Origin of the sequence: Parabacteroides sp. CH2-D42-20 (genome assembly GCF_003670185.1) — a bacterium.
Classification (GTDB): Bacteria; Bacteroidota; Bacteroidia; order Bacteroidales; family Tannerellaceae; genus Parabacteroides; species Parabacteroides distasonis.
The window spans coordinates 1-18,955 of the sequence record NZ_RAYG01000048.1 but is presented as its reverse complement, the minus strand read 5'-3'; the positions used below and the strand labels follow the sequence as shown (position 1 = coordinate 18,955).

19 protein-coding genes and 3 tRNA genes are annotated in these 18,955 nt (G+C 44.4%); 14 read left to right on the top strand and 8 right to left on the bottom strand.

Annotated features, from left to right (window positions below; all coding sequences use genetic code 11):
• Positions 1-116: 116 nt before the first annotated feature.
• The gene (locus tag D7V92_RS20735) at positions 117-1,415 is read left to right on the top strand and encodes a M23 family metallopeptidase (RefSeq protein WP_057327869.1); all 1,299 of its coding nucleotides are present in this window, start codon (positions 117-119) and stop codon (positions 1,413-1,415) included.
• Between the two features lie 3 nt (positions 1,416-1,418).
• Entirely contained in the window at positions 1,419-1,787 is a 369-nt protein-coding gene (locus D7V92_RS20730) for a YccF domain-containing protein (protein ID WP_005867901.1), read from the top strand.
• Between the two features lie 311 nt (positions 1,788-2,098).
• Here the strand turns inward: D7V92_RS20730 and murI are convergent, their stop codons facing one another.
• The 8 genes from murI to ribD form a co-directional block, all read right to left on the bottom strand.
• The gene (gene murI / locus D7V92_RS20725; protein WP_087346629.1) at positions 2,099-2,929 is read right to left on the bottom strand and encodes a glutamate racemase; all 831 of its coding nucleotides are present in this window, start codon (positions 2,927-2,929) and stop codon (positions 2,099-2,101) included.
• 90 nt (positions 2,930-3,019) lie between these two features.
• Positions 3,020-3,514 carry an OmpH family outer membrane protein gene (locus D7V92_RS20720; protein ID WP_005858972.1) on the bottom strand — a complete coding sequence of 165 codons (495 nt, stop codon included), beginning with the start codon at positions 3,512-3,514 and terminating at the stop codon, positions 3,020-3,022.
• Positions 3,515-3,588: 74 nt separating this feature from the next.
• On the bottom strand, positions 3,589-4,104 hold the full coding sequence (locus D7V92_RS20715) for an OmpH family outer membrane protein (RefSeq protein WP_005858974.1): 516 nt from the start codon (positions 4,102-4,104) through the stop codon (positions 3,589-3,591).
• 172 nt (positions 4,105-4,276) lie between these two features.
• Positions 4,277-6,961 (bottom strand): outer membrane protein assembly factor BamA, encoded by a 2,685-nt coding sequence (gene bamA, locus D7V92_RS20710; protein WP_036612390.1) that lies wholly within the window; start codon positions 6,959-6,961, stop codon positions 4,277-4,279.
• Between the two features lie 14 nt (positions 6,962-6,975).
• On the bottom strand, positions 6,976-7,719 hold the full coding sequence (locus D7V92_RS20705) for an isoprenyl transferase (protein WP_008772657.1): 744 nt from the start codon (positions 7,717-7,719) through the stop codon (positions 6,976-6,978).
• Positions 7,720-7,730: 11 nt separating this feature from the next.
• Positions 7,731-8,435, bottom strand: a complete 705-nt coding sequence (locus D7V92_RS20700; protein WP_005858980.1) for a DUF6089 family protein — start codon at positions 8,433-8,435, stop codon at positions 7,731-7,733.
• An 81-nt stretch (positions 8,436-8,516) separates the two neighbouring features.
• Entirely contained in the window at positions 8,517-9,893 is a 1,377-nt protein-coding gene (locus D7V92_RS20695) for a DUF6242 domain-containing protein (RefSeq protein WP_036653426.1), read from the bottom strand.
• 162 nt (positions 9,894-10,055) lie between these two features.
• On the bottom strand, positions 10,056-11,093 hold the full coding sequence (gene ribD / locus D7V92_RS20690; RefSeq protein ID WP_121773677.1) for a bifunctional diaminohydroxyphosphoribosylaminopyrimidine deaminase/5-amino-6-(5-phosphoribosylamino)uracil reductase RibD: 1,038 nt from the start codon (positions 11,091-11,093) through the stop codon (positions 10,056-10,058).
• A gap of 56 nt (positions 11,094-11,149) precedes the next feature.
• Here ribD and D7V92_RS20685 point away from each other — a divergent pair, with 56 nt between their 5' ends.
• From D7V92_RS20685 to D7V92_RS20630, 12 genes are all read left to right on the top strand, one after another.
• On the top strand, positions 11,150-12,106 hold the full coding sequence (locus D7V92_RS20685; RefSeq protein WP_008772661.1) for a HemK/PrmC family methyltransferase: 957 nt from the start codon (positions 11,150-11,152) through the stop codon (positions 12,104-12,106).
• The gene (locus D7V92_RS20680) at positions 12,103-12,603 is read left to right on the top strand and encodes a regulatory protein RecX (protein ID WP_008779317.1); all 501 of its coding nucleotides are present in this window, start codon (positions 12,103-12,105) and stop codon (positions 12,601-12,603) included. The genes D7V92_RS20685 and D7V92_RS20680 overlap by 4 nt, the downstream gene beginning before the upstream one ends.
• Positions 12,584-13,273 (top strand): ComF family protein, encoded by a 690-nt coding sequence (locus D7V92_RS20675; RefSeq protein WP_005858990.1) that lies wholly within the window; start codon positions 12,584-12,586, stop codon positions 13,271-13,273. The genes D7V92_RS20680 and D7V92_RS20675 overlap by 20 nt, the downstream gene beginning before the upstream one ends.
• 86 nt (positions 13,274-13,359) lie before the next feature.
• Positions 13,360-13,995, top strand: coding sequence for an orotate phosphoribosyltransferase (pyrE, locus tag D7V92_RS20670; RefSeq protein WP_005858992.1), 636 nt, complete (start codon positions 13,360-13,362; stop codon positions 13,993-13,995).
• Positions 13,996-14,017: 22 nt separating this feature from the next.
• Positions 14,018-14,431 (top strand): polyketide cyclase, encoded by a 414-nt coding sequence (locus D7V92_RS20665; protein WP_005858994.1) that lies wholly within the window; start codon positions 14,018-14,020, stop codon positions 14,429-14,431.
• A 13-nt stretch (positions 14,432-14,444) separates the two neighbouring features.
• On the top strand, positions 14,445-15,785 hold the full coding sequence (argH, locus tag D7V92_RS20660) for an argininosuccinate lyase (RefSeq protein ID WP_008772665.1): 1,341 nt from the start codon (positions 14,445-14,447) through the stop codon (positions 15,783-15,785).
• A complete protein-coding gene (locus D7V92_RS20655; protein ID WP_008772666.1) occupies positions 15,778-16,251 on the top strand; it encodes a (2Fe-2S)-binding protein in 474 nt (157 codons plus the stop codon). The genes argH and D7V92_RS20655 overlap by 8 nt, the downstream gene beginning before the upstream one ends.
• A gap of 73 nt (positions 16,252-16,324) precedes the next feature.
• Positions 16,325-16,397, top strand: a tRNA-Gly gene (locus tag D7V92_RS20650).
• 23 nt (positions 16,398-16,420) lie between these two features.
• Positions 16,421-16,505 (top strand) — tRNA-Leu (locus tag D7V92_RS20645).
• Between the two features lie 24 nt (positions 16,506-16,529).
• Positions 16,530-16,602, top strand: a tRNA-Gly gene (locus D7V92_RS20640).
• Positions 16,603-16,898: 296 nt separating this feature from the next.
• On the top strand, positions 16,899-18,101 hold the full coding sequence (locus tag D7V92_RS20635; protein WP_121773676.1) for a site-specific integrase: 1,203 nt from the start codon (positions 16,899-16,901) through the stop codon (positions 18,099-18,101).
• 78 nt (positions 18,102-18,179) lie between these two features.
• Positions 18,180-18,955, top strand: a 776-nt coding sequence (locus tag D7V92_RS20630; protein ID WP_147441533.1) for a hypothetical protein, incomplete at its 3' end; no start/stop codon positions are given.

Below are 18,955 nucleotides of genomic sequence, written 5' to 3'. Positions count from 1 at the left end.
AAATGCCTTATAAACAGGCGTTACGAAGACTTTTCGACCTTTTTATTAGCCTTTTCCAGAGATTTTCCGTAAGTTTGTATCCGGTTGAATAATTTTTGATGAACAAACGAAGACAAATGGACAAGAAACTACCTATATGTATCGTATTAGTCATGTTGATGAGTTGTTTCTCCTGCAAACAGCCCCAACAGCCCACGGAAGACGCAGACATGGATACGCAGTGGGTGGATAGCTCACAACATCTGTATCAATACGGCATCTGTATCGATTCCTTGGACGTAAAAGAGTATTTGATGAAAAACGGGGATAATCCCGCCTCCATCTTCTCCGGGCTGGGCTTCACGGCCTTGAAAGCAGACAGTATCAGCAGGGCATCCACCCATGTCCTCGATCCGACGAAACTGCGAGCCGGCATGCCTTATTACACATTTTCCACGGTAGATTCCTTAGAGACGATCCGATATATCGCCTTCGCCAAGTCGCTGACCGATTATGCCGTAATCGACTTGACCGGAGATACGATCAACGCCTATGAATTTAATAAGCCGATCACCCTCAAGAAAAAATATACGGAAGGAGTCTTAAACTCTTCCCTATGGAACGTGATCAAGGCCAATGGAGGTGATCCGTATCTGGCGATCAAGATATCGGACGTGTACGCTTGGCAAATCGATTTCTTCGATATCAAGGATGGAGACTCCTTCAAGGTTCTATACAATGAGGCTTACATCGACGATACCACCGCCTTGAGCATCGCCTCTATCGAGGGGGCGATCTTTACGCATCAAGGCAAAGAGTTTGTAGCGATTCCTTTCACCCAAGACAGTATCTTCGAATACTTCGATGAGGAAGGGAACAGCCTTCGCAAGGCGTTCCTGAAAGCACCGCTGGACTTTTTCCGGATCACATCCCGTTTTACGAACGCCCGTTTCCACCCGATCCTCAAACGATACCGGGCGCATCATGGGGTTGATTACGCGGCACCGGCCGGTACACCGGTACGCAGCATCGGAGCTGGTACAGTTATCGCCAAGGGATATCAAAACGGCGGGGGCAATTTCCTGAAAGTGAAACATAACTCCGTATACACCACGACTTATATGCACTTAAGCCGCTTCGCCAAAGGAATCCAAGTAGGCAGCCATGTGCAACAAGGCCAAGAAATCGCTTATGTAGGCTCCACCGGACTCTCTACCGGGCCGCACCTAGACTTCCGTGTCCACAAAAACGGGCAGCCTATCGATCCGCTAAAAATGGAAGCTCCCCCTTCTGAACCGGTGAAACCGGCCTATAGGGATAGTTTCGCTTTCGTTAAGCGGCAAATCTTGGCGGAAATAGATAGCTTTCATGTAGCCACAGTTAGTAAAGCATCTGTTATATATGAGAAAGATAGTATCAACCATTTAAATAACTAGCGTATGAAATTCTTGGGGAATATAATATGGTTACTCTTCGGAGGGATTATAACAAGTGTAGAATATCTGATATCCAGCCTAATACTAATGATAACGATCATTGGTATACCTTTTGGCCTCCAGACCTTAAAATTAGCGATACTGGCTTTATGGCCTTTTGGCAGCCGTGTCGTAGACGAGGGCAATTCCGGAGGATGCTTGTCACTTATCATGAACATTATCTGGATATTCGTCGGAGGCTTTTGGATTTGCCTTACGCATCTAGGATTCGGCCTTTTGCTATGTATCACGATCATCGGCATCCCTTTCGGCATGCAACATTTTAAGATGGCAGCTTTAGCCTTGGCTCCTTTTGGAAAGAGCATCCAATAAGAAAGCATCTAACTTTTCCGTAGAAGGCAGACGTCCGGCAAGAATTTAAGATAGGATAAGGTATTATACCTATTTCTTTCTATACCTATACGTTCTCGCTCCTTGTTTTATTTTCTAATTCACGTTATGGTCTGTACAGACCACAACGTGAACTATACAAACCACGCCGTGAACTCTACAGACCACGGCGTGATCTGTAGAATTATACTAGATATACAAATGAATTCATCCGATATCTTTCAAGTATTCATAAGGAAGGAGGGAAGTATAAATAGCGTTCATATACATCTCCCTCATAGGGCCTAGGGGCGTTATAGCTCGATCTGGGAAACCGAGACCGGAGTATTCATGAAGATAGAGGCCGCCTCAGAAAACTTCTCTGCCGACTCCGTGGTAAGAAAACGGCAACTTCCTCCCTTCGTGAGTTTACGATCCATTTCCGGGTGACGCCCTAAATAATCTCGCAAACTCTCCGCTACATGCTCGCCTTGCGAGAATAGGGTGATGCCGGAAGGAAGAAAAGCACGGATCTTATCCATCAAAAGGGGATAGTGAGTACATCCCAAGATAAGCGTATCGATTTGCGGATCTACGGATAATAGATGGTCGATATGCTTTTTCACGAAATAATCCGCTCCCGGGGAATTAAACTCATTATTCTCCACCAAAGGAACCCACATGGGGCAAGCCTCGCCTGTCACTTGGATATGTGGGTACATCCTGCCAATCTCGATCGTATAAGAATTGGACGTAATCGTACCGCTCGTACCTACGATACCGATATGTTTGGTACGGCTGATTGTATCCACTAACTCAACTGTAGGACGGATGACTCCCAATACCCGACGATCGGGATCCCATGTAGGCAAGTCTTTTTGTTGGATCGTACGAAGCGCTTTCGCCGATGCCGTATTACAAGCCAAGATCACCAATTGGCAACCCGACTCAAACAAGCGCGATACCGCCTGACGGGTAAATTGATAAACAACCTCGAACGAACGGGTTCCATAAGGAGAACGTGCGTTATCGCCCAGATAAACGTAATCATAACCGGGCATCAACTGATGAATCTTATCGAAAATCGTAAGTCCGCCATAACCTGAATCAAAAAGACCGATCGGACCGGGAGTTTGTGGAAACATATCAGAAACCTTCTTTTATAAAGTACAAAGGGTGCAATCCTTTCGGAAAACACCCCCTCTTTTATTCTATAGAATAAATTTTCTCGCTAATTACAAACCGAGTTTCGTACGAACAAACGGAGTTGCGTCTACTGCGTTAGTACCCGTATAAAGCAAAGCTGCCGGATCGATGATATACGTATATCCCTTCTCCTCGCCTACCTTCTGGATAGCCTCGTGCAACTTCTGTTGGATCGGTTGCAATAATTCTTGTTGTTTCTTTTGTACGTCTTGCTGAGCTACCTGAACGAAGTTATCCATACGTTCTTGGATATCTTGAATCTCTTGCATTCTTCTCAACTTGATATTTTCTGTTAATGAATCTTGCTGCGCTACGAAGTCTGAATATTTCTTTTGGTATTCATCTTGCATTTGCTTCAATTCAACTCTATATTTCTCATTCAAGTCTGCCATTTGTTTTTCCATACCAGATACCTCCGGCATAGCCATAAACACCTCTTGAGTTTTTACAAACGCAATTTTAACTTCCTGAGCGATAGCTCCCAACGGGAGAATCATCAACAATAAAACAATAAGTTTCTTCATTTTTACTATATAATTACTTTGTTATTAATCAAGCTTTCACACTTTTCATGCATAAAGCGCACAAATGTAAGCATTTATTTTGAATATCCTAACTTAATCAGCACTTCATTACTGATATCGATCTTCGGAGAAGCGAAAATAATGCTCATAGCTGAAGCTCGATCCCAAACAATTTGATATCCCTTGTCTTCCGAGATTTCTTTCACCGCATTATACACCTCGTCTTGAATCGGTTTCATCAAACTCTCGCGTTTCTTATATAACTCACCCTCAGGACCGAAATATTTACGTTTCAGATCTTGCGCCTCTTGCTCTTTCTTCACGATCTCTTCCTCACGTTTCGTTTTCATCTCGGCGGAGAGGAATACCAGATCGCTCTGATAATTCTTATACATATTCTGAGCTTCTTGCTGAATCGCTTCCACCTCATTTTGCCATTTCTTGGAAACTTGGCTCAACTGCTCATTGGTCATTTCGTAAGCCGGAATATTCTTCAATATATATTCCATGTCGATTAAAGCGAACTTCTGTGCCATGCCGGCAAAAGAACAAAGCAACATCAGACAGCTCAATGTGATAATCTTTTTCATACTCTCTTTATTTATAGTTCTACTTTATGACTGCAAATATAACAGAGGGTTTACTTACAGCCTACCAATATTCGTTAAAAGTATTTATTTAAATGTAGAGACGGGGCGTGCCCCGTCTCCACATACGGAACACGCCCCGTCTCTACATACGAAGCTATACCCGATCTATATTTTAGAATTCCTGTCCGATGATAAAGTGCAGGTTACTACCGCTACGTTTACCATTAGATCCATAATTCGGCTCGTCGAAACCATAAGCCCAGTCGAGTCCCATCAAACCGATCATCGGCAAGAATATACGGACACCGACACCGGCGGAGCGTTTCAAGTTAAACGGATTAAAATTCTTCAAATCAGTCCAAGCGTTACCAGCCTCCACAAATACCAATCCGTAGATCGTAGAGGAAGGCTCCAGCAAGAACGGATATCTCAACTCCATAGCCAAACGAGAATAAGCGTATCCATAAGAGTTGTAACCACCATTACCGGCGATACTACCATTCTCATAACCTCTCAAACCGATCGTTTCCTGAGCATAGGTACTGGAGTAACCACTCATACCGTCACCACCCATATAGAAGGTCTCGAACGGAGATTTCTTATCCTTATTATAGGTACCCAAGAAACCATACTCAACACGGGTCATCAATACCGGCGTACGTTTCACGGTCAACGGAGCCAACGGAGAGAATATCTTCGCTTTGAACTTCCATTTATGATACTCGATGAATTTATACTTATCCGGGTCTGAGCTTGACATCGCCCCATAATCCTTATTATCAAACAAAGAATAAGGAGGCGTAGCCGCTACGGACAACATGAATTGTGACCCCTTACGAGTATACAACGGGTTATCGATAGAATTACGTTGCAACATCAACTCCAAGTTGATATTATGGCAATTTCCGTTATTAACCAAGAAATAGTCCCAATCATGCATCATATACAACTGATAGTTCAACGTCGCCATGAACTGGAAGTAGTCGTCCGGCCAATTCAAGCGTTTACCATAACCGGCAGCGATACCAAGCATCATGATCGATTTATCCGGGTCGTAAGCGTACTCATAACTATTGTTGTAGTAATTATTGCCATAATAGTTACTACCGTAGCCGTAACCACCATAACCGCCATAACCACCGTAATACGGATAACCGCCATAACCATAGCCGGAATTGCTCAAGTAATTGCTACTGATATCGGTTTGCTTTGAGAAATAAGCGCTGACAGACAACGTATTCGGTCGTTTACCGCCGAACCAAGGATCCATGAAGGAGATGCTGTAAGCCTGATAATAACGCCCGTTCGTCTGGCCGCTCAAGGTCAATGTCTGTCCCTCACCTTGCGGGATGATGCCCTTATAGGTTTTCGGGTTCAAGAAGTTCTTCATAGAGAAGTTCGTAAACTTCAAACTTAACTTACCGATCACACCCGTCTGTCCCCAACCTGCGGAGAACTCGATCTGGTCATTCGCCTTGGAAACCAAGTTATACTCGATATCCACGGTTCCATTCTCAGGATCAGGCAGCGGCACCGGATTCATGTTTTCCGGGTCGAAGTGTCCCATCTGAGCCAACTCACGAACGGAACGCATCAAGTCGTCACGGCTGAACAACATACCCGGCTTGGTACGCAACTCACGGCGAACGATGTCCTCATACAAACGGTCATTACCATTAATGATAATACGGTTGATCGTCGCCTGCGGACCCTCTTGGATACGGATCTCCAACGAGATAGAGTCATTCGCTACATCCACCTCTACCGGATCGGCGTTGAAGAACAAATAACCGTTATTAAAATAGACATTCGAAACGGCATCCTCATCCGTACTCAAACGTTCGTTCAATTTCTTTTGATTATACACCTCGCCTGGCTTCATACCCAACACGGCCATCAAATAGTCCGTAGAATATTGCGTATTACCCACGAAGCGAATATCTTTCAAATAGTATTTCTCACCTTCATCCACTTTCAAGAAGATATCTACCTTCTTCTCGTTAAAGTTCGCTACGCTATCGGACAACAATACGGCGTCGCGATAACCATGCTCGTTATATTTAGCGATTATATTTTTCTTATCGTTCTCATATTCCTCAGTCGTGAACTTCTTCGTGCTGAACATCTCCATGATACTGGTTTTCCAGTCGTTCGGCAAGCTGAACTTCTCGTTCGTCTTCTTCATCGCCTTCTTCAACTCCCGGGCAGTCAGTTTTTCGTTACCCTCAAAATAGATACGATGGATCTTGGTCTTTTCATTCTTATCAATATTGATATCCACGATCACCTCGCCTTCATTTGCGGGATCGTCCTTTTGCTCGATCTCGACATCCACGTTCTTAAAGCCTTTGCCATCGAAGAACTTCTGGATCACGATCTTGGCACGGTCCATGACGTTCGGCGTCACCTGGAAACCTTTCTTCAAGCCCAGCTTCGCCTCCAAGTCCTCACGCTCGCCTTTCTTGATCCCGTGGTAATTGACTTGCGAGATACGCGGACGTTGCTTCAGCTGGATCTCCAGCCAAATCTGGTCGCCCTCGATCTTCGTCGCCAAGATCTTCACATCCGAAAACAAGCCATGTTTCCAAAAACGCTTCACTGCTGTAGTGATCTCCTCTCCCGGTACGGTAATCTCATCGCCTACCGACAAGCCCGAGAAGCCGATCAACACAAAATCATCATAATTCTTGATACCCGTAATCTTTATATCCGCGATCTTGTATTTCTTCGCGGCCAACGAGTACGAAATGACCGGCACTTCTGCCGGCGCCTCAACTTGGGTAGTGTCTATTTCTTGGGCAAACGCACCGCAAGCGAAACCCAAGCAAATAAAAAACAGCACTATTCTTTTGTACATATAACAGCTATTGTTTATAAGATTAATTGCTCACTTGTCTTACCGAAACGACGCTCACGTTGCTGGTAATACAATATAGCCTCATACAACTCTTCTTCTCTGAAATCCGGCCAAAACACATCCGTAAAGAAGAATTCAGCATATGACAACTGCCATAGCAAGAAGTTACTGATGCGTTTCTCTCCTCCGGTCCGTATCAAAAGATCGGGATCGGGGATATTCTTGGTCGTCAAGTGGTCCGAGACCATGGCCTCGGTTATATCATTGGGGTTTATTTTCTGTTCCAAGACCTCTTGGGCGAGTTGCCTAGCCGCTCTGGTGATCTCCCACCGGGAAGAATAACTAAGCGCCAGAACAAGTGTGGTTCCCGTGTTCGCCGAAGTCATATCGATACATTCTTGCAATGTATTATATGCATCCTCACGCAAGCGGGAGAGGTCGCCTATGGCGGTAAGGCGGACGTTTTTCTTCATCATGTCCGGAGTCTCCCGGTGAATGGCGGAGACCAGCAAGCTCATCAGCGCTTGGACCTCTTCTTCCGGACGATTCCAGTTCTCGGTAGAGAAAGTGTACAACGTCAGATATTTCAATCCGAGTTGAGTGACCGCATCCATAATCTTACGGACCGAAACAACGCCTTCCTGATGCCCGAAGCTACGGTCTTTCCCCTTCGCCTTGGCCCAACGTCCGTTCCCGTCCATAATAATTGCCACGTGCCGTGGCAAGCGATTCTTGTCTATTTTCTCAATCAACGACATTTTTTATCTTACTAATATTCACTTATATTTTTCGCATTGTTACAAGTACGGCACCTCGGGCCGAAATCCCATGTAACAGACAACAACAAGAAAGAGTACCAATCTTTATTCTTAAGAGCGCTACCCTTAACACCATACGGATCGTCCAACATGTCCTTTCCCTCTAGGCCATCGCCAAATAACTTACGAAACGAGAACTCGCACCCTAAATTAAGGCGGTTCTTGATCTTATATTTCATGCCCACGCCTAAAGGAATATTCGGGCTGGCGAAAGTCTTCCCGCCACCCGGAGCCACCGTCAGCCCAATGCCCACCAAGACATAAGGAGAGAAACGCTTCGCCCCCGCATAGTCGAACTTATCGCTATACGGGAAAAAGTTGAACTCCGCCTGTCCCCCCAACTCCATGATACTACGGTTGAAAGAGGTTTGGGCATTATTCGGAAAAACGTTCTCCATACCTTCGGTCTTACCGGAAACCTGTCCCCACATCAAGTTGGCTTTCAAGGCCCAACGAAAGTTGATGTTATACCGGAACACGGCTCCCACCGCCGGATTCATTCCTTTAAATATCGTATTCTTGTTGGCGTCACCCATATAAAAGGCACCACCAGCCATACCACCGATCTCGTACTTATATTCCTGCGCCCAAAGCGTAGGGATCGTACCCGCTAATAGGATGATTATGAGAAGCCGCTGAAAAAAAGTTGAAGTCATAAGCCTTGCTGTTATATATACCACACTTCTTTTTCTAACGCTAAAAGCCTCATAAAATTATACATCTCCTATCGAACTTTTCTATTCCTTCGGGATCAAACGATTGATACGGCCTCTCCAAAGTTGGTTCAAGTCATTGGAACCAGTGCTGGTCTTTCCTCCGAAAATGTTCACGAAATTCTCTTTATCCACAATAATTGAGGAAAAGCCTCTCGCCGCATAGTCGGTCGGTAACACCACCATCGAGTCGATCAACGACCAAGAAATACCATAATCTATCGATTGATACATATCTTTCAATGCCTTGTTCGAAGCGTCGATACCTCCGATCAAGAAAAACTTATCGTCATAATTCGTGATCATCGCTCCCTCACGCTTCGTGAAGTTTGCGTCACCGGAAGCCATCAACGCCCAAGAGATACCATCCATGGTCGCCCAAGTCGTATTAACCACTTGGTTGTCCACGGTACGTCCGCTGGCGGTCATCAAGTACTCATGATACATTGCGGCATATTGGAGATTGCTAAATCCGGTAACAGGGAATCCGCTAGGCACCGCATCTCCGGCGATCCACTCCATGGATTCGTTCATCGCATAGAACGCTAGCTTTCCTTCCTGATCCACGATCGTAGCTAAGGCGGAAGGCTGTTTCGTGCCCTGCTTCACGCTACCCAAAACGTATTTCACGGAAGGGGCGTTCTCTACAGCGCTCCAAGTCAAGCCATCCTCGGATCTATATAAAGTGCCATTTGTAGCCGGCACATATAAAGCATTGTTATACTCGGTAATCTGGGAGATCAAAAGCCCATCGGAAGGCAGACCGGTCAAGGATAATGACTGCCAGCCCTTAGGCGCGCTTACCGGAGCGTAATATAATTGGTAAGGTTTACCGGACTCGGCGGGTTTCACATACATAAAGTAATTCTCCGATCCATTATAATCGTAGGTTACCACCTTCTGATCCTTCACGGTAATGCCAATCATAGGATTCGCGTACATACTCCAAACCATAGAGTCCGGAACCACTTGATGGATATTCACCTGCGCCATATAGACTTTTGTCGTGACTTGGTCATACGCATGAACCACGAACTTTACCGGAGCGGAGAAATTAATGGAGTCTGATAAATTGTTTAAGTAATAAGTAGAGTCCGGATAAGCATACGGGCTTACCTCTATACCGCTAAGCGCATAGCTACTGGCTGCCGTAATCGTACAAACAACTTTCTCGATCTTCGTGCCAAAAGGCAGAGAGTCAATGTTAAAAATCCGCCCCGTCAGTTGGTCGATCGTAAACTTCACGGTATCCAACCCCGAGATAGAATCACTACTTAGCTTAAAAGAGGATATTTGGCAGTTCTTAACCAATTCTATATCAGTGACATCTTCTGATTTCAAACAAGAAGACAACACTAATGCAAAACAACCTGTTATAAATAGTACTAATTTATTTTTCATCAAAAACATAAGTTTGTCGCATATAAAGGCACAAAAGTAGAAACATTTTTTGCTTTCACCCTAATACCTGCTAATATTTATAATATTTTAGTTGATTATATGAGCCTTAAAATTCATAGTTATGATTTTTCGAACTCATCGTTATGATTTAAAATTTCATAGTTATGATTTTTTAATGCTCATAACAGAACGTCCGGAGATGCCGCTAACAGCCTCCTTTCCAAGCATCGGCGCATGCACCCCTTGATACAGGCGAACCGGGGCCGTTTCCACCCTCGCCTCGTCCCATACATCCGCTTCCACAAAAGAATTAATCAGCTGAGTCCCACCTTCCACCAATAAGGAATCCAACTTCCGGACAGCAAGATGATCTAGCACTTGCCGGATCACCGGACCCTCGAAATCTATCCGGATATACTCCACGTTCTCTCGGTTTTCCACTTCCTTCTCCGTAAATATTAATGTACGTGAGGAACCATTCAGCAACCGATAAGAATCGGGAATAACGAGCCGGCGATCCAATACGACCCTGACTGGGGAATTACCGGACCAATGGCGCACGTTCAATGAAGGATTGTCCAATAAAGCGGTCCGTGTACCGACCATGATAGCCACCACCTCCGAGCGAAGTTTATGCACCAAGCGGGAAGTCTCCGGAGAAGACAAAACCGTGACCGGCTCCGACACGTCCGTACGCAAACGATCGATAAACCCATCCTCGCTCTGCGCCCATTTCAAGATAATATAAGGACGGCCTTTCGTTTGTAGCGTCATAAACGCCTTGTTCAACACACGGGCTTCTTCCTCCATCACGCCTGTGACGACCTCGACACCGGCCTCACGCAACATCCGCACGCCTCGCCCCGACACCTCGGGAAAAGGATCCAAGCAACCGACCACCACCCGTGGAATCCCTTTCCGGATAATCAACTCGGCGCAAGGAGGCGTCTTCCCATAATGAGAGCAAGGCTCCAGACTCACATAAATCGTACTGTCTTTCAACAAAGACTCGTCTTTCACGGAAGCGATAGCATTCACCTCTGCATGCGCCTCCCCACATTTCCTGTGAAATCCCTCACCGATAATACGGCCCTTATGCACAACCACCGCGCCAACCATCGGATTCGGACTGACATTTCCCCTCCCTCCTTTAGCCAACTCGATGCAACGAGCCATGTATTTCTCTTCAACCTCTATCATAATCTTTGCATATAAACGGTTTTTACACTACTTTCGCGATAAAACAAGAGTAAGATATGACTGAGACCATCGCCTACATCCGAAATTCCCTCAAAGATATTTATCCTCCCGGCGAAGCCCAAGCGCTCGTCCGGCTCATCATGGAACGTGTTTGCGGCCTTTCTACCCATCAACTCCTGTTAGGCAAAGGTAAAGAATTATCTGATACGGAGAAATTTAAAATCAAGGAGATTGTAGAAGGACTGCGTTTATACAAGCCCATACAATACTTATTAGGCATAGCGGATTTTTACGGGATGGAGTTTAAGGTGACGCCGGACGTATTGATTCCCCGCCCGGAAACCGCCGAGTTGGTCGAGCGGATCATCACGGACTACCGAGGCCAAGCCCCTCGTATATTAGATATTGGTACGGGAAGCGGCTGTATCGCTATTTCCTTGGCGAAACATCTTCCGAAGGCTGAGGTAGCGGCGGTAGATATATCACCCGAAGCGCTCGCCGTGGCCGAGGAGAACGCCCGACTGAATCAAGTTTCCGTATCTTTCCTCGAATTGGATATCCTTTCCGAAGGTTATCCCAGTTTCATGCAAGGAAAACTAAAGTTTCACGTAGAAGAAACAAAAGTTTCACGTAAGGAAAACAAAAGTTTCACGTACATGAAACCAAAATCCCATACGGAAGAAACCGCTGTTTCTCCTATAGGCAACTTCAATTGCATCGTCAGCAACCCTCCTTATATAATGAATAAGGAGAAAGCGACCATGGAAGCGAACGTTTTGGAGAACGAGCCTCACCTGGCCTTGTTCGTTCCCGATGACGATCCGCTTCTCTTTTACCGGGCCATCGCCCGCTTCGGACAAAGGCATTTGGTGGAAGGCGGGCATCTTTACTTCGAGATCAACGCCCTTTGCGGAAAAGAGACCGTAGCGATGCTACGTCAAGAGAATTACACCGAAGTCGAATTAATACAAGATTTATACGGAAAAGACCGGATCGTAAAAGCAAAAATATGAAAGAGATAACCGAACCCGAGATGTTGCACCGGGCAGCCGCCTATTGCTCCGCCGCCGAACGCTGCATACAAGACGTACAGAAAAAGATCGATGCCGCCGGACTTCCTCCCGACGCCTCCGAGCGTATCATCGCCCGCTTGCTGAAAGAGCGGTTTATCGACGAATCCCGTTACACCCGTTTCTTCGTGAACGATAAGCTACGATTCAATAAATGGGGACGGGTAAAAATAGGCTACGAGCTTTATAAGAAAAACATCCCCTCCCCGATCCGGGAAGAATCGCTCGCCGCCATCGACGAGGGAGAATATCGCTCCATCTTACTCGATTTACTAAAAAGCAAAAAGAAATCGACAAAAGGAAAAGACGAGCGGGACCTATTCAACAAGTTACTCCGTTTCGCCGCCGGACGAGGTTTCGAAAGCCGGATCACGTTGGATTGCCTAAGCCAATTATTCAAAGGAATAGACTGCGAGGATTATGCCGACGACATGGAATAATCTGCTCAACCTGTTTTTCCCAAACTTATGTAAAATATGTAAACGACCACTCGTCGAGGGAGAAGAACAAATTTGCCTGAAATGCCTATGCGACCTGCCGCACACGGGATATCATCAACAGGCGAACAACCCCGTCGAGCAACTTTTTATCGGAAAGAACCGGATCGAATATGCCACCGCTTATCTACGATACGAGAAAGGCGGAAAAGTACAAAGCCTGATCCACTCGCTCAAATACCATGATAATAAAGAGTTGGGCTATCTACTCGGACGGCAGATAGCGAGAGAGCTCCAAGCGGATCACAGCCCGATATGTACCGTAGACCTCCTTATCCCCGTTCCCCTGCATCCCCGCAAAAAACGGCAAAGAGGTTACAACCAGTCCGAATGGATCGCCTCCGGTATCCGTTCCATATGGGATATCCCCATCGATACGCAAAGTCTAGCCCGCACCACCCACACAAGTACCCAAACTCGTAAGGCCATTTACGACCGTTGGTTAAATGTATGTTCTATTTTTAATGTCATTCATCCGGAAAGCTTAAAAAACAAACATATCCTGCTCATAGACGACGTGATCACAACCGGAGCCACGATTTCCGCTTGCGCAAAGGCTTTATCAGGGATTCCGGGCATACGCATCAGCATTTTAGCCCTGTCTGTCGCATAAATATTAATAAAAAATTAACGTACGATATTCAAGGTAATGTCATTCAGTTTATCTATTTTTGCAGACTGATATAAATATAGGATTGTATGAAAACACTGGAAAGTTTAGTAGCAGAAAAATTATTAAAGATTAAAGCCGTAAAGTTGCAACCGGCCAATCCGTTTACTTGGGCATCCGGCTGGAAATCTCCGATCTACAATGACAACCGAAAGACTCTTTCTTATCCGGTCGTTCGTAGCTTCATCAAATTGGAGTTGGCTCGTGTGATTAGTGAAAAATTCGAGAACGTAGATGCCATTGCCGGTGTTGCTACAGGCGCAATCGCTCAAGGTGCTTTAGTAGCCGATTTATTAGGATTGCCATTCGTATACATCCGCTCTACGCCAAAAGATCATGGATTGGAAAACCTTATCGAGGGAGAATTGAAACCGGGTTCTAAAGTAGTGATCATCGAGGATTTGGTATCTACCGGAGGTAGTAGCTTGAAAGCCGTACAGGCCGTACGTAACTTTGGTTGCGATGTAGCGGGTATGGTAGCTATCTTTACCTATGGATTCCCTGTAGCGGAAGCCGCTTTCAAAGACGCTAAAGTAACATTGACTACATTGAGTAACTACGACGCAGTCTTGGAAGAAGCTGTCCGTACGCATTACATCGATGAGTCTGAGATCGCGGTTCTTCAGGAATGGCGTAAAGATCCGGCTAACTGGGACCCGAAATAAGTAATAAACAAAAAGACACTCAATGACTGAAGAATTTGTGAGTGAGGTCAAACAGATCCCACACAATGATGAACGTATCTTCACGATGTTGTCCGATCTTTCCAACTTGGAACGTATCAAGGATCGCATCCCGCAAGATAAAATAAAAAATTTTGAGTTCGACAGCGATACCTGTAGTTTCGCTGTCGATCCCGTTGGTAAGATTACCTTCCAGATCGTAGAAAGAGAGCCGAATAAATTAATCAAGTTCACGACGACCAACTCTCCTGTTCCCCTTTTCTTGTGGATACAATTGAAACAGGTGGCCGAGGACGACACACGGTTAAAAATCACGGTTCGTGCCGATCTGAATCCGTTCTTGAAACCAATGGTATCGAAACCTTTGCAAGAGGCTGTGGATAAAATCTCGACCGTTATCGCCTCCTTGCCTTATTAATTCCTTTTTCATTATGGCTCAGAAACTTTGGGAAAAAAATGTACAGGTAGATCATGAAGTAGATATATTCACGGTAGGTAAGGACCGTGAGATGGATCTTTACCTCGCTAAATATGACGTATTAGGCTCTATGGCGCATATCACGATGCTGGAAAGTATCGGTTTGTTGACTAAAGAGGAACTAAACGTCTTATTAGCAGAATTACGGAATATATACGCCGTAGCGGATCGTGGAGAATTCATCATCGAGGAAGGCATCGAGGATGTGCACTCGCAAGTGGAACTCATGCTTACACGTCGTTTGGGCGATATGGGCAAGAAGATCCATAGCGGGCGTTCCCGTAATGATCAGGTCTTATTGGATCTGAAGCTTTTCACCCGTTCGCAAATACAAGAATTGGTTGAGTTGGTTTCCGGCTTGTTCGACGTTTTGATCTCCCAGAGTAACCGGTACAAGGATGTACTGCTTCCCGGATATACGCATCTACAGGTAGCTATGCCCTCTTCGTTCGGACTTTGGTTCGGCGCTTACGCGGAGAGCTTGGTAGATGATTTGCAACTTATGCAAGCCGCATACCGTATTTGCAACCGTAACCCGCTGGGTTCCGCCGCCGGATATGGTTCATCCTTCCCGCTAAACCGCCAGATGACTACGGATTTATTAGGTTTCGACTCGCTGGACTACAACGTGGTATACGCCCAGATGGGACGTGGCAAGATGGAACGCACCGTAGCTTTCGCTATGGCGGGTATCGCCGCTACGCTCTCCAAGTTAGCGTTCGACGCTTGTATGTTCAATAGCCAGAACTTTGGCTTCATCAAACTGCCGGATCAGTTCACGACCGGCTCCAGTATCATGCCGCATAAGAAGAATCCGGATGTATTTGAGTTGACACGTGCCAAATGCAATAAGCTTCAAGGCTTGCCTCAGCAAATCATCTTGATCAGCAATAATCTTCCTTCCGGTTACTTCCGGGATCTCCAGATCATCAAGGAAGTTTTCCTACCGGCTTTCAACGAGCTGAAGGATTGCTTACGCATGGTAACTCATATGATGCGTGAGGTGAAAGTAAACGAGCATATATTGGACGATGATAAATATTCTCTCTTGTTTAGCGTGGAAGAAGTGAACCGCCGTGTCTTGGCCGGAATGCCTTTCCGTGACGCTTATAAGCAAGTAGGTTTGGATATCGAGGCCGGTAAATTCGTTCCTTCGAAGAGCGTTAACCATACACACGAAGGCAGTATCGGTAATCTATGTAACGAACCAATCGCCACCATGATGCGTAGTGTGATAGGTTCTTTCTCTTTCGAACGGATGAACGAGGCTGAAAAGAAATTGGTCCATGGATAAGATAAGACGGATATTTCCACTTTTGATCTTGTTTACGCTATTATCTTGCGCAGATACGATAGAGACTCGTATTCCCTATCGTGCGGTCTATCTGGAACTAGATCTGACTTATCAAGATAAAGCGTTGAATGCAATACAGGCTTATAAGATCTACACCTCTAAAGATGTAGACCAAGCTGGCGAGCAAACAGGGTTTGGAGGCGTATTGGTCTATCATGGATTGTCCAGTAACGGAACCGGTGCATTCTTTGCGTTCGATGCCGCTTGTCCTCATGAGGCATCCGCTAATGTCATCGTAGAGGTGGACGAATCCGCCGTATACGCCATCTGCCCGAAATGCGGTAGTAAATTTGAACTTTTAAACGGTATCGGCAATCCGGTGGAAGGGCCTTGCGCTGAGGAGAAACAAGCCCTCAAACAATATGTCGTCGATACAAACGGTAATAAAATTTACATCCATAATTAAATTTTTCACCGGAAATGTTTGGTAGTATAAATATTTGTACTACCTTTGCACTCGCAAAAGAGAAACAAACAATGCGGAAGTAGCTCAGTTGGTAGAGCATAACCTTGCCAAGGTTAGGGTCGCGGGTTCGAGTCCCGTCTTCCGCTCAACTCTTAGAGAAGAGGTGGATGCTCGAATGGTGGAATCGGTAGACACGAAGGACTTAAAATCCTTTGGCCATTGCGGCTGTGCGGGTTCAAGTCCCGCTTCGAGTACACAAGTTTGAGCAAACATGTTTTGCGGAAGTAGCTCAGTTGGTAGAGCATAACCTTGCCAAGGTTAGGGTCGCGGGTTCGAGTCCCGTCTTCCGCTCGCTTCCAAAAGGCCTCGTTATTCTTAGGAATAGCGGGGCTTTTTACTTTATGTATCAATCAGTTGCGACCACAGTCACTCATAAAGAAGAAGCGATTCTCAAACTACCAAATAAGAGAATACGGATAAATCACCATTTCATTATTAAGCATGAAAGAGTTATTTGTACTACTCTAACCGCCCTATCTGATTTGTAATTGTTCCAACAAACAAAAATTCTTTTTATCGTTACAATTCGCTGTTTTTACTCATTTGTGTAAACCGCTGTGTAAACCAGATGTAAACCGAAAACAGAGATGAGAACAAGTCTTAATGTGCTGTGTTACACATCAAAAACACTATCTAACGGAGAACACCCTATCATGATTTGTGTAAACCAGAATCGAAAAAGGAAATATTCCAGTCTGGGAATATCTATTCAAGCTAAATTTTGGGACTTCGAGAAAGGTAAACCTAAGCCCAATTGCCCTAATAGAATACAAATCGAGCAATTGATTCTAAAAAAGACTAAAGAAGTAATGGATAAAATCGCAAGGTTAGAAGCGGAAAATAAAGATTATTCAGCGACATCTGTATTAGGGAATGAGAAAGTAAAAAAACACCAAACAGTACAAGAACTTTTCTCAGAGTACATAGAACAACTAAAACAAGAAAACCGCATAGGATATTCTTTATCCGTTAAACAAGTTCTAAATTCACTATTAGAGTTTACTCACGGTACTAATCTTTATTTTTCCGACATAACTAACAATTGGCTAAAGCGGTACGAGATATGGCAACGCAACAAAAAGCTGGCAGAAAATACAATTGGCATACGTTTCAGAACCCTGCGAGTTGTCTACAATTTAGCTATTGAAAAGAAAATAGTCAACGCCGAAGATTATCCATTTCGAAGTTACAAAGTTTCTAAACTACACCAAGAAACAGCCAAACGTTCTATTACAAAAGAAGAAATTCATAAAATTATCAATTATGAAATTTCATCCAAAAAGTTTTATAAACGTCTGGCTCTTGATTTATTCACTTTCTCTTACTTAATGGGTGGTATAAACTTTATGGATATGGCACTCCTTACCTCTGATAATATTGTCGACAATCGTTTAGTCTATTTCCGTAAAAAGACTAAAAAGCTAATCAAGTTACCTTTACAAGAGAAGGCTATACAGATTATTCAATATTATCAGAACAAAGATCGTAAATACATTTTTCCAATCCTATTTGACACTCATGTTTCAGAACTCCAGAAGAGATATAGAATACATGACGTAATAGCAGATGTGAATAAATATCTGAAAGAGATTGGTAAAGAATTGAATATCTCTATTGACTTGACAACATACGTCGCAAGACACAGTTTTGCGACAGTCTTAAAGAGATCAGGCGTGAATACCTCTTTAATCTGTGAGGCTTTAGGGCACAGTTCAGAGAGAGTAACACAAATCTATCTGGACAGCTTCGGTAATGAGCAGATGGAAGACGCAATGAAAAACCTACTCTAAACCAAAGAATCCTGTTCCCAGAAATGGAGACGGGATTCTTTTTATCTTAATTTTGCCACATCAAACAAGTAAAAGGAAATGATACTGGATATAGACAACCCTTTATTAGCGTATGTACTGAAATACTTCAGTTCATATCAAGCTGTCTTAGAAATAGATGAAGATGGCAAGACGTATTTAATGAATACTTGGTATCCCGTTGGATTCGCCCATTGGTATGAGGATATTCTAAAATCAATCCCATTCAATAGATCAGGCTATGATAAGCACGAGCGTTTACAGGAACTTCTAACTGATTTGAATCTGGACAAGGAATCGTTCTGGGGACTGATCCTGTATCTGTATGACTATACTACTGACGCTTGCAAGAATCTACTTGTATCACAAAAGACACACCAAGAGACCTACAATGAATTTTGTGCTTTCTTAGAGCAGAATCCTCATATTGAATCACTGACATTTAAAACCGCCAATAAAAAGACTTATACTATATCTGATAAACTGATCCTTGACTTTTTGGCTATCCGTTTACAAGAAGAGAAGATGAGTAACCGCCAAAAGCAACGGTTCAACAGTGAACTCAGATCATTATCAGCGGCAGAAAAGGCGGATTCCAGACGAAAGATCAGCTATTTCTTTGCGTATCAACTAACCCAATTCTTGCAAATAGAAGGAATCTCAAATATTAAAAGAAGGGGAAAAGCCACTATCTCAAATAAAGAAAAGGAGTTGATCTTATGTTCCCTCTATGTATGCAAATTTGCGGATAATCCAGATAACTACTTGGACTTAGGCTATTACAACAAACTGATGAAAGACTTCAAAGGCTTATCCATGAATATGTCCCATAAATA